At 69.4% G+C, this 14,636-nt stretch carries 12 protein-coding genes; 5 read left to right on the forward strand and 7 right to left on the reverse strand.

The window, feature by feature from the left end; translation table 11 throughout:
• Positions 1 to 2 precede the first annotated feature (2 nt).
• Positions 3 to 884 carry an AMP-binding protein gene (locus ACTRO_RS05075; RefSeq protein WP_034261497.1) on the reverse strand — a complete coding sequence of 294 codons (882 nt, stop codon included), beginning with the start codon at positions 882 to 884 and terminating at the stop codon, positions 3 to 5.
• A 338-nt stretch (positions 885 to 1,222) separates the two neighbouring features.
• On the opposite strand from ACTRO_RS05075, the gene ACTRO_RS05080 reads away from it, so the two are divergent.
• On the forward strand, positions 1,223 to 2,971 hold the full coding sequence (locus ACTRO_RS05080; RefSeq protein ID WP_034261499.1) for a glycosyltransferase family 39 protein: 1,749 nt from the start codon (positions 1,223 to 1,225) through the stop codon (positions 2,969 to 2,971).
• 13 nt (positions 2,972 to 2,984) lie between these two features.
• On the opposite strand, the gene ACTRO_RS05085 is transcribed toward ACTRO_RS05080, so the two are convergent.
• Entirely contained in the window at positions 2,985 to 3,461 is a 477-nt protein-coding gene (locus ACTRO_RS05085; RefSeq protein ID WP_034261501.1) for a peroxiredoxin, read from the reverse strand.
• A 518-nt stretch (positions 3,462 to 3,979) separates the two neighbouring features.
• Between ACTRO_RS05085 and ACTRO_RS05090 the strand changes: the two genes are divergently transcribed.
• Together ACTRO_RS05090 and ACTRO_RS05095 are read left to right on the forward strand one after the other, a co-directional pair.
• Complete coding sequence (locus tag ACTRO_RS05090; RefSeq protein ID WP_034261503.1) at positions 3,980 to 6,028, forward strand: alpha-glucuronidase; 2,049 nt, start codon at positions 3,980 to 3,982, stop codon at positions 6,026 to 6,028.
• Positions 6,029 to 6,124: 96 nt separating this feature from the next.
• Positions 6,125 to 6,655, forward strand: a complete 531-nt coding sequence (locus ACTRO_RS05095) for a hypothetical protein (RefSeq protein WP_034261505.1) — start codon at positions 6,125 to 6,127, stop codon at positions 6,653 to 6,655.
• Positions 6,656 to 6,760: 105 nt separating this feature from the next.
• Here the strand turns inward: ACTRO_RS05095 and ACTRO_RS05100 are convergent, their stop codons facing one another.
• Both ACTRO_RS05100 and ACTRO_RS05105 read right to left on the reverse strand, forming a co-directional pair.
• Positions 6,761 to 9,289 (reverse strand): ABC transporter permease, encoded by a 2,529-nt coding sequence (locus tag ACTRO_RS05100; protein WP_034261507.1) that lies wholly within the window; start codon positions 9,287 to 9,289, stop codon positions 6,761 to 6,763.
• The gene (locus ACTRO_RS05105; RefSeq protein ID WP_051450339.1) at positions 9,283 to 10,068 is read right to left on the reverse strand and encodes an ATP-binding cassette domain-containing protein; all 786 of its coding nucleotides are present in this window, start codon (positions 10,066 to 10,068) and stop codon (positions 9,283 to 9,285) included. The genes ACTRO_RS05100 and ACTRO_RS05105 overlap by 7 nt, the downstream gene beginning before the upstream one ends.
• 486 nt (positions 10,069 to 10,554) lie before the next feature.
• Here ACTRO_RS05105 and ACTRO_RS05110 point away from each other — a divergent pair, with 486 nt between their 5' ends.
• Entirely contained in the window at positions 10,555 to 11,376 is an 822-nt protein-coding gene (locus tag ACTRO_RS05110; RefSeq protein WP_169739818.1) for a class I SAM-dependent methyltransferase, read from the forward strand.
• 215 nt (positions 11,377 to 11,591) lie between these two features.
• On the opposite strand, the gene ACTRO_RS05115 is transcribed toward ACTRO_RS05110, so the two are convergent.
• Positions 11,592 to 11,825, reverse strand: a complete 234-nt coding sequence (locus tag ACTRO_RS05115; RefSeq protein WP_034261511.1) for a hypothetical protein — start codon at positions 11,823 to 11,825, stop codon at positions 11,592 to 11,594.
• 247 nt (positions 11,826 to 12,072) lie between these two features.
• Entirely contained in the window at positions 12,073 to 13,185 is a 1,113-nt protein-coding gene (locus ACTRO_RS05120; protein WP_034261513.1) for an FAD-dependent oxidoreductase, read from the reverse strand.
• A gap of 84 nt (positions 13,186 to 13,269) precedes the next feature.
• Between ACTRO_RS05120 and ACTRO_RS05125 the strand changes: the two genes are divergently transcribed.
• The gene (locus ACTRO_RS05125) at positions 13,270 to 13,950 is read left to right on the forward strand and encodes a TetR/AcrR family transcriptional regulator (protein ID WP_034261515.1); all 681 of its coding nucleotides are present in this window, start codon (positions 13,270 to 13,272) and stop codon (positions 13,948 to 13,950) included.
• A gap of 10 nt (positions 13,951 to 13,960) precedes the next feature.
• On the opposite strand, the gene ACTRO_RS05130 is transcribed toward ACTRO_RS05125, so the two are convergent.
• Positions 13,961 to 14,566 (reverse strand): TetR/AcrR family transcriptional regulator, encoded by a 606-nt coding sequence (locus ACTRO_RS05130; protein WP_034261517.1) that lies wholly within the window; start codon positions 14,564 to 14,566, stop codon positions 13,961 to 13,963.
• Positions 14,567 to 14,636: the final 70 nt, after the last annotated feature.

Consider the following 14,636-nt stretch of genomic DNA (forward strand, 5'->3'; position numbering starts at 1 on the left):
ATTCAGCTCGTGAGCGAGACCGGACGCTTGCGTGGCGCGCTGGCGGGCCCGACGGCGCGCACGACGCGGAAGGTGGCCTCGCGTGCGGCGGCGTGCCAGGCCGCACGGGCGTCGGCCGCGGCGGCCTGCCGGCCGACCGCCACCAGGCGCAGGGCGCGCGGGAGCAGGAGGTGCGGGCTGCGGCGCAGCTCGCGGCCGAAGGCGTCGTGCACGCTCGTCGGCAACGTCAGTATCGTCCCGCCGCGTTCGTCGACCAGTCGCAGCAGACTGACGACGTCCTCGTATCCGAACTCTGCGTCGGGCAGGACGAGCGTCGCGCTCGCCGTCAGGGTGCTGAAGATCTCCTCGATCGCGAATTCCAAGGCAGGCGAGGCGAGTTGGAGCTGCCGGTCGCTCGGCCGCAGCCGGTATTCGGCCACTGCGTTCTCGATGTGGTCGACGGCGGCGCGCTGCCCGGCGACCATCGGCCGGAGGCGCGCAGTGACGCCGGCACGGTAGGTCAGGTACGCCGGCCGTCCCTCCAGCCGCGTGTCGGCGTCCGTGGTGTGCAGCGCGTACTCGGTGACGACGGCGACCGCCCCGGCGTCCGCGACCAGCGCCGCACGCCGCTCGGGCGTGTCGCGCCGGTCGAGCGGCAGGAAGGCGGCGCCGAGGATGCCGGCGGCCAGCATCGCCGCGATCATGCGGGGGCTGCTGGGCAGATCGAGCGCCACGACGCGCTCCTCGCCGACGCCCGCGCAGGCGAGTTCAGCAGCAAGTTGCACGGCGAGCGCCTGCAGTTCGGCGTACGTCACGGCGAGTTCGCCCTGGCGTATGGCGGCCGACTGCTTCGCCCGGTCGGCGCTGCGGGCGACCAGTTCGTGCAATGCGTCGGGGCGTCCCATGAGGACCTCCAATGCTGATCACGCGACCGCGCGGCCGTGGCGGACAGGCGGCGCGGCGCGGAGAATCGAGCCCTGCGACAGTGCTCGGGCGTGTGGGCGGGTCGACGGCGGCGCGACGAGTCTGCGGCCCCCCGGACGAGGTGGTGGGTATCCGGGTGCGGGCGCACCGGTGGCGCCGGAGAAGGGTGTCTCCGGCGAATCGCGCTCCGTGACGCTTCGGTAGCGTACTGATGTTCGCCCCGCCTGACAAGGCGGCTCGGCGCGCGCCAGATCCCCGATGCGCCGGGCTAGCCGGGGTAGGGTCGGGAGCGCACAGGTCGGAAGCGGTGGTGTGACAGATGGCTGATACGTTCGCGCGAGCCCGCGGCGTCGACGCGGAGTCAGTCACGCGCCGCGGCCTGGTCGGGAGAGTGGACGACCAGCGCGACTCGAGGCTGACCGAGTCGCTCAGCCGTCATCGCTGGCTCTTGGCCGCGCTCGCCGCGGGCGTCGTCCTCCCCTTGATCGTGGCAGTCGTCACCGGCGGCCTTTCCATCCCGCACAACGACGGCTGGGCCTACAGCCGGATCGCCGCCCATTTCGCGCACACGGGTGACGTGGACCTCGTCGGCTGGAACCGGTCCGCGCTCATCGGACAGTTCGCGCTGCTCGGCCCGCTGGCCGCACACGTCACCGCGCAGCAGACGTTCGTCGTGGTGCTGGCCCTGGTCGGCCTCGTATCCGTCTACGACCTGCTGATCCGCTCGCTGGGGCCGCGCAACGCGGGCATCGCGACGCTGATGTTGGCGCTGTGGCCCGGATTCGGCTTGCTGGACACCTCGTTCATAACAGATGTGCCCGCGCTTGCGGCGACGTTCCTTTGCCTCGCAGTAGGCCGCAGGGCCCTGGCACGCGACTCGCTCGTGCTCTTCGGACTGGCGATCATCGCAGGGTTCTGGGGCACGACGATCCGGGCCCAGGCACTGGCCGCGCCCGTGGCCCTGCTGCTCTACGCGGCGCTCACGCGGCACTCCCGGGCGCGGGTGCGCCTGCTCGCAGCCGGGGCGTGCGCGGTGGCGTTCGCGGTCGGATTCGCCGTGTTCAACGCGTGGTTCGAAGGTCTTCCCGGGGGCGATCTGCCGCCCTACCGGCTCGTATCCTCGCCGCTGGGCACCGCCGTATCGACGACGCTGCAGTCATACTTCACCGTCGCGCTGCCCGCCGCGCCCGCAGTCTTCTGGGCTGCGCGGCCGCGTAGCTGGTCCAGGGCCGCGCGCTGCACGGCGCTCGTCACAGCCGCCCTGTCCTTCGTGGCCGTTCTTCACTTTCGCCAAGGCCTGTTCCCCGGCAACTACCTGGCCCAGGAAGGCTCTTACGCGCACGCGTCGGTCAGTGTCAGCACCGTGCTACCGGACTGGTTCTGGCTGCTGCTGTCGGCGATCGCGCTGGTCTCCGGCTCGCTGCTTGCCGGTTTGATCGCGCACAAGGCGCGCCAAGCGGACAAGCTGGTCGCCGTATTCACCGTGACGTTCACGGCCGGCACGATCGGCACCTTCCTGCTCGGCGAGTTCGTCTATGACAGGTATCTGATCGAGATCCTGCCAGGCATGCTCGCCGTGGCGCTGCTCCCGGAACCGATCTCGCTCTTGGCCCAGCGCACCGCCACCGGCGAGGCTCCGGCCGCATCGTCGCGAAGGCCGCCGGCTTCGGCAGCCTGGACGCGGCGGATCAGCGCCCTGGCTGCCGGGCTGCTCGTCGGCTGTGCCGGTCTCATACTGCTGACGGACGGACTCAGCACCGACGAGCAGCAGTGGAACGCTGCGGCAGCGCTTCAGGCGAGCGGCGTGCCGGCCATGCGGATCGACGCAGGGCTCGACTGGCTCGGCTTCCACGACAGCGGCAGCGTGATCAACCGCAGTCCGGCCGTCGAGGACCGGCCGCTCGGCTATTTCACCGACCAGCCGGCCTGCTACGTGGTCTCCCAAGCAGCCGAGACTGCCCAGCGCGGATGGAGCCTGGCCGAGGTGACCGCGTTCCAGCGCTTTCTCCTCGTCGGCACGGCCCACGAGTACGTCTACGCCACGCACGCGGCCGGCTGCCCGGGTTGAGCCGCAGGATCGTTCAGGCGAGCTTCCGGAGCTGCTCGGCGATCGTGTCGATGCCCTGATAGGTCAGCCCGAGCATCGCGACGTGCTTCCAGCGCAGCACGCCCTCGCCGTCGATGAGGAAGACCGACCGCCGCAGCACTTTGCCGACGGTGATGCCGTACGCCGAGGCGACGGCGAGGTCGGTGTCGGCCAGCAGCGGCATGCCGAGAGAGTGGTGGCGGGCGAAGCCCTCGTGGCTGTCCACGTCCTGCGGGCTGATCCCCCAGACCGTGGCGTCGAGCTCGGTGAAGCGGTCGAGGCCGGCGGAGTACGAGCACATCTGCTTCGTGCACACGGACGTCTCGTCACCCGGGTAGAAGGCGAGCACGAGCGGCCGCCCGCGCTGGGCGGAGAGGGCGAACTCGCGCCGATCGGCTGCGCCGTCGGCCAGCAGGACGCCGGGAAGGGTGAAGTCGGGGGCTGGCTGCCCGATAACAGGGCTCTTCGGCATCGTATGGCTCCTCGGTCCGCGCTGTCGTCGGGAGCCACTGTACGGCTCCGCCAGGCGGGCTCCGCACTGAGGGCGCCGACCGGTCCCACGAAAGAGGAATCGCAGCACAAAAGCAGACAGCCCGCAGGTCACTTCCCTCCCGACCGGGCGCTACTGCGCTCGGCACCGGGCGGGCACCGTGGACGAACGGTGGACCTGCGGGCCGGGTGTCTGTCTGGTATTCGCCTACCGCCGGTTACCTCGACGGGTCGGCCGGCGGCTAGCGGACGGCCACCTCACGCGTCCTGAGAATACTCAATTTCAGGATCACCTCCTTTCGGTGTGCCTCCACGCTAAGCAAGCCCGGCGCCGGACGCAAGGCCTTTTTCGATCTCCGCCGACACCGGGTCTCCACCCGACCCGCCCGCCGCGTCGAAACTTTCGATATTTTCGGCCTAAACATGCGGTCAATCTTTCGGTAGATTGGCTCCCGCCACTGCTCGCCGCCTCAGACCGCGCAGATAAGGGTCCAGATCGCCATGCCCGCTCTCCCCTCGCCCGTCCACCCCGCCTGGCTGCCGTCGGAAGCCCTGCGCGCCCTCGGTTCCCGCCGCGTCGTCGTGCGCGGCGAAGGCCTGCTCGTCGAGACCGTCGCCGCCGAGACCCAGAACGCCTGCGCCCGTTTCGGCGGCGTCGCCACGTTCCTGCCGTCGGCCGCCGAGAATGCAGAAGGTACCGAGAGCGCTGCGGACATACCGGCCGCCGACCTCGTCTTCTCCCTCGCCCCGCAGCGCGAGGAACTCGGCGACGAGGGCTTCGAAATCGCCCGTACCAGCGGCGACGTCACCACGGTCCACGCCGCGGCGCCCGCCGGCCTGCTCTACGGCTTCTTCCACGTCGTACGGCTGGGCGAAGCCGCGTTCGCCGCCGACCTGCCGTCCGGCGGAGTGCAAAAGCCCGCACTGAGCCGGCGCATGGCCGATCACTGGGACAACGTCGACGTCGAGCCGACCATGGGCCAGGTCGAGCGCGGCTACGCCGGCGGCTCGATCTTCTGGGAGGCCGGACGGCTGCGCGAGGACCTGAGCCGGGTGCGCTCCTACGCGCGCCTGCTGGCCGCATGCGGGATCAACGCCGTCTCGGTCAACAATGTGAACGTTCACCGTACCGAGGCGCACCTGCTCACCGACCGCCTCGGCGACGTCGAAAAACTTGCCGAGGTGTTTCGACCGTACGGCATCCGCGTCCACCTCTCGGTGAACTTCGCGTCCCCGCTCGTCCTCGGCGGCCTGAGCACCGCCGATCCGCTCGACCCGGCCGTGCGCACATGGTGGGCCGCGACGACCGCCGAGGTCTACGCGCGCATCCCCGACTTCGGCGGCTACGTAGTCAAGGCCGACTCCGAGGGCCAGCCCGGCCCCTTCGGCTACGGCCGCACCCACGCCGACGGCGCGAACACGCTGGCCGACGCGCTCGCCCCCTTCGGCGGCGTCGTGCACTGGCGCGCGTTCGTCTACAACCACCGCCAGGACTGGCGCGACCGCTCCACCGACCGAGCCCGCGCCGCCCACGACCACTTCGCCCCCCTGGACGGAAACTTCCGCGAGAACGCGATCCTGCAGGTCAAGCACGGTCCGATCGACTTCCAGACGCGCGAGCCGATCTCCCCGGTGATCGCGGCCATGCCCACCACCCGCCTCGCCGTCGAGCTCCAGGCCACCCAGGAGTACACCGGCCAGCAGAAGCACGTCTGCTACCTCGCCCCGATGTGGAGCGAAGTGCTCGGCTTCGCGCCCTGGGGCGAGAACGGCGACACCGTCGCGGACGTGGCACGCGGCCTCGTCGTCGTCTCGAACGTCGGCGACGACCAGTTCTGGACCGGGCACCCGCTGGCCCAGGCGAACCTCTACGCCTTCGGCCGCCTAGCCTGGGACCCGACAGCCGACCCGGCAGCGATCCTCGACGAGTGGATCGGCCTCACCTTCCCGACCGGCGCCGTCGACGAGGACGGACAACTCCCGCAGCTGCGCGAATCGCTGCACGCGATGATGGACGAGTCCTGGCTCACCTACGAGAAGTACACCGCGCCGCTCGGCGTGGGCTTCATGGTCCGACCCGGCCAGCACTACGGCCCCGACGTCGACGGATACGAATACACCCCCTGGGGCACCTACCACTTCGCCGACCGCGAAGGCATCGGCGTCGACCGCACCAGCGCGACCGGCACCGGCTACGCCGCCCAATACCCGAAGCCCTGGTCGGAGACCTACGAAGCCGTCGAGCAGTGCCCGGACGAACTGCTGCTGTTCTTCCACCACGTGCCCTACCGCCACCAGCTGCACAGCGGAAAGAGCGTCATCCAGCACATCTACGACACGCACTTCGAAGGCGCCGACCTCGCCGCCGCCATCCGCGACCAGTGGCGCCGCATCGCCGACCTGCCCGTCGTCCCCGAAGACGTCCGCCACCGCATGGCCGAGCGCCTCGACGAGCAGGTCCGCTGCGCTGAGGAGTGGCGCGACCAGATCAACACGTACTTCTACCGCAAGTCGGGCATCCCCGACGCCCACGGCCGCACGATCTACTGACGCCGGCGACTCCCGACGACGCACGCTAAGGCTTTTCGTCAGCGCCCATGGCTAGGGTCACCACCAATCGTCGAAGATTTCACGAAAGGGCTGGCCATGGGCGCATCCGGCTGGGAGTACAGCGTGCCGTACCAGGACGACATCGCGGCAGCGCTCGAGCGGCTGCGTGTCGAGACCTACGAGCGCGGCGGCTACTACAAAGCAGAACCCGACCCGTCGCTTCAGCTGAGCGAAGACGAGTTCAAGGCGACGTTGAAGCTCGACGACGATCCGGACGGTATCCAGAATTTCCTTCTGGAGGAGTGGCATAAGGCCAAGAAGCGGCCCGCCGCCGTGGACGCCGACACACTGCTCGCCTCCCAGCCGGACTCGGGCACCCACTCGATCATCGACATCTGCGACGGCTTGTCCGAGCACCCGTGCTTGTTCACCGCCTCACCGCTGACCGCGGAGCAGCACCTCGAGATCTTCGGGACGGATCGCCCCTCGAGACCCGCCGTGTTGGAGTGGATCTCGAAGCACGATATCGGCCATATCCGAGCCCGTTGGGAGGCGGCGTACGTGGTGAGCTACTCGGCGGCAGGAAGCCCGGAACGGATCCACTTCGTCGGCTTTTCCGGCGACTGAGCTCGTCGGCGCTCCCCCGCTCAGACCCGGGCGCGTCGCCGCGTTACCTCCCGACAGTCGTCGCAGCCGCCGAGCGCCAACGAAACAGGTGTGCCCTCAGCGCGGCTACTCACGGGCCGCGACGAGCTCGATCGGCCGCGTTCGCAGGCAGTAGCGGGCGGCGCCGACAGTGGCGAGCACACCCGCGACCGCGCACAGCCCCGTCGTCACGCCCAGCACCAGCCAAGGCACGTCCACCGGAGTATGCCGGACCAGGTCCCTGAGCCCGGAACCGAGCCCGGCCAGCGCAACCGCGCCGACCGCCGCTGCCAGTGACGTGCCGATCAGCACGATCAGCAGCGCCTCTACCGCGACGGTGCGCAGCACCTGGAACGGCGTTGCGCCGCTGAGCCGCAGCATCGCGAACTCCCTGGCCCGGGCGGCCGTGGCCATCACCAGAGTGTTGATGATGGACAAGCCGGTGTAGACCAGGGCGATCAGCAGCACGGTGGTGGCGTTGGTCCAGTCGTGGTTGGACTGCTCGGTGTTGACGCCGGCGGCCCACACGGCCTGCGGCGTCACCTTGCCGCCGAGGTTGCGGGCGGCGGCGACCAGGGCCGGGTAGACCGCGGCCGGGTCGGCGCCCGGCTTGAGGTCCACGTCGATCCGGCTGACCAGAGCACCTTGGGCATGGGCCGGGGTGAGGAACGCGGCGTTGCCACCGACCCCGGTGCGCACCACGGCCGCGACGGTGAGGCCGGCACGGGTGCCGTCGGCGAGGTAGACGTCGACCTGCTGCCCGGTGTGTACGCCCCACTCCTGGTCCACGACCACTGAGTTGTCATTCAGGCTGCTGAGAGATCCGGAGACGACCTGCAGGTCGAAGTCGTTGGCCAGGCTGGCCGCGTCGACGATCTGCGCGTTGTAATCCACCAGGACCGAATCCGGCATCGGGCCGTAGACGTCCTCGCTGGTGACCGGAGTAGCCGTCACGCCGGGAACCTGTGCCACCTGCTCAAGAGCGGCCAGGCTCAGGCCCGGCGCCCCCTGGGGCGTGATGACGTAGGCAGCCCGCACGGAGCTGCGCAACTGAGTGGCCTTGGCGTCGTCGATGCTCTCGACCGAGCCGAGGACTGCGGCGGCGAGGCCGAGCGTCACCAGGATCGGGGTGGCCGTGGCAGCCGTGCGGCGGGCCGCGGCCATCGCGTTCTCCCGGGCGAGCAGCACCGACGCGCCGCGCAACCAACCCAGTGGCGCGGCGAAGAGCCGGACCAGCGGCCGGACGAACAGCGGCGAGAGCAGGGCGAAGGCGGCCACCAGCACGCCGGCCACGACCTCGTTGATGGCAACCGCGATCATCGGCGCGGCGATCGGCACCACGATCGCCAGCACCAGTCCGGTGATCAGGCAGCCGATGCCGCCGATCCATCGCAGCTTCGTCATTGCCTTGACATCGACCACGGCTTCGCGCAGCGCCTCGACCGGACGGATCCGGGACGCCCGTAGGCAGGCCAGACCGGCGCCCGCGAGCGCGGCGATCACTCCCGTGGCGAAGGCGCCGAAGATCGCGAGGACCGCCACCGGCGAGAACGAGACGGAGAACCAGGCCGGTGCCTCCTTCCGGGTCACCAGCCAGTGCGCCAGTAAGGGCCCTCCCCCGATGCCGATCAGCGCACCTAGAGCGGATGCGCCGAGGCCGATCACAGCGGACTCGGCCATCACCATCCGGGAGACCTGAGCGGGCGTCGCCCCAGCGCACCGCAGCACCGCGAGCTCGCGCCGACGCTGCTGCACCGAGAAAGCGAAAGTGGAGCCCGTGACGAACACGGCCACGAACACCGCGAGGCCGCCCGCGACGCCGAGCAGTCCGTCCACGGACTGCAACTCGCGCTGGTCCTCGGCAGTGATCGCGTCGGCCTGATGCCGGTCGTCGCCGGCGAGCACCTTGGCGGCGCCGGAGCTTATCCCGCCCTTCGGAGCCGCCACCGTCGCCGCCGTCCCAGCCGAGGCCACGGCGGCCTTGACCGCGGACAACGAGCTGTACGCGACAACGGCGTCGACCGAGGGCGAGAGCTGCGCGGCCTCGGCGTCGGAGAAGAACACTGCCTGCTCGAAGGAGACCGGCGCGGTGACCCCGGAGACAGTGAACTGGGCCGGGCCCTGCGCCGTCAGGACAGTGACCTGATGGCCCACCAGCGAAGCCGGCCCACCGCCGAGCACGACCTGGCGCGCATCGGCCGGGGCGGTGCCCGCAGCGAGCCGGTAGGGGGCGAACGCGGCCGAGGACCACGCGTGACCCACCGGATCGCCGGCGCCCGGCAGCTGCACGCCGACGGGCTGAGCGTAGAAGGTGCGGTCGAGTACGGTGCGCCCGGTCGCCTGCACCTTCTGGATCAACGCGGCAGAGAGCGGTGGAGTTCCCGTGAGCGGCAAATGCTCGGTGTCCTCCGCCTGATCGATCGTCACCTCGTCTGTGGCGATCACCACGATCGGGGCATCGGCGTAACGCAGGGGCTTGCTGCCGGAGCTGTCCAGCCCGCCAGTCATGGCGACCAGCACCGTGGACATCAGTGCCACGCCGAAGGCCAGGCCAAGGAAGGTACCGGCGAACCCGGTCCATCGGCTGCGCAGCGTATCAAGGGCGAGTCTCAGCATGCCGGAGCCTCCTCCACCGGAGCGTCGCTCGCCAGCGCCGCCACGGCCTCAGCCTCGAGCCCGGTCATCCGGGACGCGACGCCCTCGGCCGTGGGGTCAGCGAGCTCGCCGACGATCCGGCCGTCAGCCAGGAAGACGACGTTGCGGGCGTAAGACGCTGCGACCGGATCGTGGGTGACCATCACCACAGTCAGACCGCGCTCATCCACCAGAGTACGCAGCAGGGCCAGCACCTCGCGAGAGGTGGCAGTGTCGAGGGCGCCGGTGGGCTCGTCCGCGAAGAGCACGTCCGGCGAGCCGACCAGTGCGCGCGCAATGGCCACACGCTGTTGCTGGCCGCCCGAAAGCTCCCCAGGACGGTGCCGCCCCCGCTCACCGAGCCCGACCGCCGCCAGCGCCGCCTGCACCTGCTCCTTCCCCGGCTTCTTCCCGGCCAGCCGCAGCGGCAGGGCCACGTTCTGCTCGGCCGTCAGCGCGGAGACCAGGTTGAAGGACTGAAAAACGAAGCCGACGCGCTCCCGACGCAGCAGCGTAAGCGCGGTCTCGCTCTTGCCGGTCAGGTCCGTCCCGGCAAGCACAACCCGGCCGGCCGTAGGCCGATCCAGCCCCGCAGCACACTGCAGCAGCGTCGACTTGCCCGAACCAGACGGCCCCATCACCGCAGTGAAGGAGCCCGCGGGGAACTCAAAAGTGACATCGTCGAGCGCGACGACGGTGCCGGCCGAGGTGCTGTAGGTCTTGCGCACCGACCAGAGCTGAACCGGGTTGCTGATGGTCATGGGCTTATCTAACCGCCTCGCAGGGGTCTGACGCACCTCCGGGGACGAAGTGGTGCTGGGCATCGCTGGCCGAACCCCAGAGCACACGCGGGCCGCGCTCGCTGCGGTGCTCGCCGGGAATGGCGCCTCCGACGTCCGGACAGATCCGTCAACGGACACTGTCAGGGACCTACACGAGAGCCGACTACTTCGCCCGCAACGTATGCACCATCCAGGTCCGCGCGCACCGCGACTTCCAGGTTCCCAAGGGCTACAGCCGCGGCCAGCTTCTCGCGGCCAAAACCGGTATCGAGCAGATGCTCGAACAGCTCAGCCCCACCAGCTCGGAACCAAAGTCGCCTTCGTCCCGCTCGCAGGACTCACCGCCACACTTTCAGCAGCCAATAAGGAGCCTGACACTACTGATGAAGATCAGTGTCGTAACAGGCTACGTTTTCCTCGTTGCCGGCGGGACCCTGCGCGGTCCTCTGTGGCAGACTGACATCCGTGGATGCCAGCGACGAATACCGCCGTCCGGCCGCGCGCCCTCTGGCCCGGGAACGTTCGAGTTTGTTCGACCAGCAAGCCGAGGCCTACGACCGGTTCCGGCCGGCCTATCCGGACGCCGTGATTGATGAATTGCTCGGTCCGATGCCTGCGGGCCTGGACGTTCTCGACGTGGGCTGTGGCACGGGGATTGCTGCACGGCAGATAGCCCAGCGCGGCGCCAAAGTGCTGGGGGTGGAACTCGCACCACGAATGGCGGAGGTCGCCCGTGGCCATGGGGTCGACGTGGAGATTGCGGCCTTCGAAGGCTGGGACGCTGCTGGTCGCACCTTCGACCGGGTGACTTCAGCGCAGGCCTGGCACTGGCTCGACCTGCCTATCGCCACCGCTAAGGCGGCCGCTGTGCTGCGGCCGGGCGGCAGGCTCTGTCTGATCTGGAACGCCGGATGTCAGCCTGATGACCTGGCCGATGCTCTTGAGGAGGTGTACGCACGTGTCGTGCCGCCGGGCGGCCACCGTCTGTTCCGGGGCTATGCGGCCAACCGGTCATCGGATGTGAAGACAGGGCTCGACTCGGAAATCGACGCCATCTCAGCGGTGCCCGAGTTCGATGTGCCGACACAGAAGTGGTTCCCGTGGACGCGGACCTACCAGCGGGATGAGTGGCTGGACCAGCTTGTCTCACGGAGCGACCACGCCGCCCTCGAACGAGCGATCCGAGACCGCCTGTTCGAATCCATCAGCGCGGCCATCGACGATCACGGCGGCTCGTTCGTCATGAATTTCGAGACCGTCCTGATCACCGCGACCCGGCTGCCGTAGCCGCCCGGACCGGCGGTCAGCGACACTCTGACACTGCGGCGACGGTGGGATCGGGGTCTCCCAGCTGGCCGTCCCGGACCCGGCCAGCCCAGTGATGATGATGCTGCGTCGTAGCGCCAGCAGGCAGAGCTAATCGACGTCAGTGTCTCACGTGACGCTATAAGGTCAGATCCGCGGTGCCCATGACACGGCGGAGGTCGAGCAGGTGACCGTGTTCATAGTGCGGACCGGCGAAGCACCTCGATGACCGGAATCGACCCCAGCCCAAGCAACTCACGCATCGTCGCCTGCGCAGCATCGACGACGGTCGCGAAGCTGACCGGCTCATGCGCGGTCACATACAGATCAACGGGCACGTCGCTGACGACACCGAGCCGGGCCGTAGACAACAGCCGTCGCACGGCCACCCCAGCGGAATGAAGGAGCAGAACCGTCGTCAAGAAGATCACCGACGATGACGATGCGCTGCTGGCGTTCTACGACTATCCGGCGGAGAAGTCCGCTCCGATCCGCCGCTTTGTACGATGCCTGCGACCAATCTGCCCATGTCGTCGGTTTCGGTTGGAAGTTCTTCCTGCGGTCTGAGCGCCCTACACGCGCCGAACAGGCGCTTACTGGCCGAGCAGATCTCCGCATGGCCAGCGTTGTTGTAGGAGGCGCGTAGGTACGTCAGCGCGGCCGGCGCTGGGGGTGGGATCACGATTCGGGTTGAAAGAACGCGAGCATGTGCTGCGCGGCGTCAGGGGATGTCAGCAGGTCGTGCATGCGCGCGGACATCTTGGCGGCGGCGCCGGTGCGTTCGAACATCTCGTTTTCGTACTCTCCGATGGCGGCGGGGAGGTCGTGCGGGTGCGCGGCCAGGGCGAGGGCGAGGTGGGCGCCGTCGAGGAGTGCCATGTTGGCGCCTTGGCCGGTCGGCGGCATCAGGTGCGCGGCGTCGCCGAGGAGCGTGACGTTCGGCGATTTCGGCCAGGTCAGGCCGAGCGGGAGTGTGTAGATCGACCGCGATACGACCGTGTCGTCGCAGGCTTCGATCAGCGCGATGTACTTCGGGTGCCAGCCGGGGAGCAACTCGATCAGCCGTGCTCGGGCGGCGGACGGGTCGTCGAGCGGGATCTTGCTGGTGGTGAACCAGCCCTCTGCGGTGTTGTAGAAGCTCACGCCGATGCGGACGCGGCCGTCGCCGTTTCGCTGGGCGGCGAAGGATATCCCGTCGCCGAGGACCCAGTAGTTGCCGCGGCCGAGCATCACCGCGAGTTCGGGGTGGGTGCGGTCGATGTCAGGAACGCAGAGTTCGATGACGTTCTGGCCGATGTGTGCCGGCCGGGCGTCGGTGAGCAGTGGGCGGACGCGGGACGATGCGCCGTCTGCGCCGACGAGCAGGTCGTACGTCGCGGTGCCGCCTCCGGCGAAGTGCAGGGTGCCGTTGTCGGCAGACTCGAACGCGTGCCCCCAGCGGACCGTTCCTTCGGGGAGCGAGTCGAGGAGGAGCTTGCGCAGGTCGGCGCGGTCGACCTCGGGCCGGGCCATGGGGGCGTCGTCGGGAGTGTCCTCCTGGAACAGCAGGGTTCCGTCCGGTGTGAGCAGGCGCATGTCCTGGCCTTCGCTGCGGGCGATCGCGTGGAAGCCCTCGACCAGGCCGGCCTCGCGGAGCGCGCGCTGACCGGAATGGATGTCGAGCATTCCGCCCTGGCCGCGCGCGTGGCGCGACGGTTCGCGCTCGTACACGACGGCGTCGATGCCGTTGACGTGCAGCACGCGAGCGAGAGCCAGGCCGCCTAAGCCTGCTCCGACGATGGCGATGTCCACGGCCAGGTCTCCATTCACCGTATCGGTCGATACACTGTATCGGGCGATGTCACTGTAGCACTCGGGCGGGGTATCGTCGGGCGCATGTTGGTGTGGGAGAGGCCGGAGCCGTCGAACCGGCCGGTGTTGGCGCCGCTGAGCCGGGAGCGGATCGTCCGTGCGGCGATCGAGCTGGCCGACGCGGACGGTCTGGTCGCCGTTTCGCTGCGCAAGGTGGCCGCGGCGCTGGACGTGGGGCCGATGCGGCTCTACGGCTACATCGACACCAAGGAGGAACTGCTCGACCTGATGGTCAACGCGGTCCATGCCGAGATCCACCCGACCGGGGACGACTGGCGCGAGGTGCTGCGGTCGCAGGCCGAAGCCACTCGGCGGGCTGCCCAGCAGCACGAGTGGCTGGCCGACCTGATCGGCGGCCGGCCGCAACTCGGGCCGAACACGCTGGCCATCGGGGACGCCGTGCTGGGCGCGATGAGCGATGTCGACCTGGACGTCGTGGTGCCGGCGGTCGCCGCGGTCAACGCATACGTGGTCGGCGCCGTACGCCGGGAGATCTCCGAGCGACGGGCGGAACGGGCCAGCGGGATGGATCTCAGGCAGTATCAGGCCGCGACTGGACCATACCTGCAGCGTACCTTCGCCGCCGGGCAGTTCCCCGCGCTGGCCACGGTCGTGCGCGACGGTCCGCACCTGAGCGCCGACGAGACGTTCAGGGTCGGACTGGAATTCCTCCTCGACGGCATCGAGGCCCGCATCTCACGCTGACCCGCACGCGTCAGGGGCGTACCAGGGGCAGGAAAAGCTCGTCCACGATCTTGACCAGAGTGGATTCGGGCACCGGACCGAGCGTCATGATCAGGTCGTGCCGGACCAGGTCGACGGGGAGACGCAGGACCTGGTCGGTGATCCTGGCCGGATCGGCTTCGCCGCGCGCGATCGCGCGGTCGAGGATGGCAGGCATCGAAGACGGCCGGTCGACCATGAACCGTTCGCGCCATACAGCAGGGCTCTCGCCGGTCTGGCTGTAGTAGTCGGCGAACATGAAGCTGATTCCGGCCATGAGCTCGCCGGTGCGCGACGACATGTCCCGCAGCAGGCTCAGCACGTCCTCGCGCAGGCTGCCGGTGTCTGGTGGGGCGCTGGCCGCGGAGAACTGCGGCTGGTGGTGCTTGAGCGCCGCGAGGACGAGTTCGGAGCGGCTCGGCCAGCGGCGGTAGAGCACCGCGCGGCCGGTGCCGGCCCGGGCGGCGACGTTCTCCATGGTCAACGCCGGGTAGCCGACCTCGGCCAGTTCCGCCCAGGCGGCCTCGAGCAGCGCGGCCTCCAGCGCGGCGCCGCGGCGGCGGGTGGGGGTGCGGGCTGGGTCGTCTGCGTCGGGCATCGCTTCTCCTTGGGGACAGTTGTGTATCTTAACGCGCCCGGCTACCCTCGGCTTGAGAGCTTTAGAGACA

The sequence above is a fragment of the Actinospica robiniae DSM 44927 genome, assembly GCF_000504285.1.
GTDB classification, from domain to species: Bacteria; Actinomycetota; Actinomycetes; order Streptomycetales; family Catenulisporaceae; genus Actinospica; species Actinospica robiniae.

Bases quoted from the DNA above. Each gene is read 5' to 3' on its own strand.
- ACTRO_RS05075 (WP_034261497.1), bottom strand. From the start codon at position 884: ATGGGACGCCCCGACGCATTGCACGAACTGGTCGCCCGCAGCGCCGAC.
- ACTRO_RS05090 (WP_034261503.1), top strand. From the start codon at position 3,980: ATGCCCGCTCTCCCCTCGCCCGTCCACCCCGCCTGGCTGCCGTCGGAA.
- ACTRO_RS05095 (WP_034261505.1), top strand. From the start codon at position 6,125: ATGGGCGCATCCGGCTGGGAGTACAGCGTGCCGTACCAGGACGACATC.
- ACTRO_RS05080 (WP_034261499.1), top strand. From the start codon at position 1,223: ATGGCTGATACGTTCGCGCGAGCCCGCGGCGTCGACGCGGAGTCAGTC.
- ACTRO_RS05085 (WP_034261501.1), bottom strand. From the start codon at position 3,461: ATGCCGAAGAGCCCTGTTATCGGGCAGCCAGCCCCCGACTTCACCCTT.
- ACTRO_RS05130 (WP_034261517.1), bottom strand. From the start codon at position 14,566: ATGCCCGACGCAGACGACCCAGCCCGCACCCCCACCCGCCGCCGCGGC.
- ACTRO_RS05100 (WP_034261507.1), bottom strand. From the start codon at position 9,289: ATGCTGAGACTCGCCCTTGATACGCTGCGCAGCCGATGGACCGGGTTC.
- ACTRO_RS05105 (WP_051450339.1), bottom strand. From the start codon at position 10,068: ATGACCATCAGCAACCCGGTTCAGCTCTGGTCGGTGCGCAAGACCTAC.
- ACTRO_RS05125 (WP_034261515.1), top strand. From the start codon at position 13,270: ATGTTGGTGTGGGAGAGGCCGGAGCCGTCGAACCGGCCGGTGTTGGCG.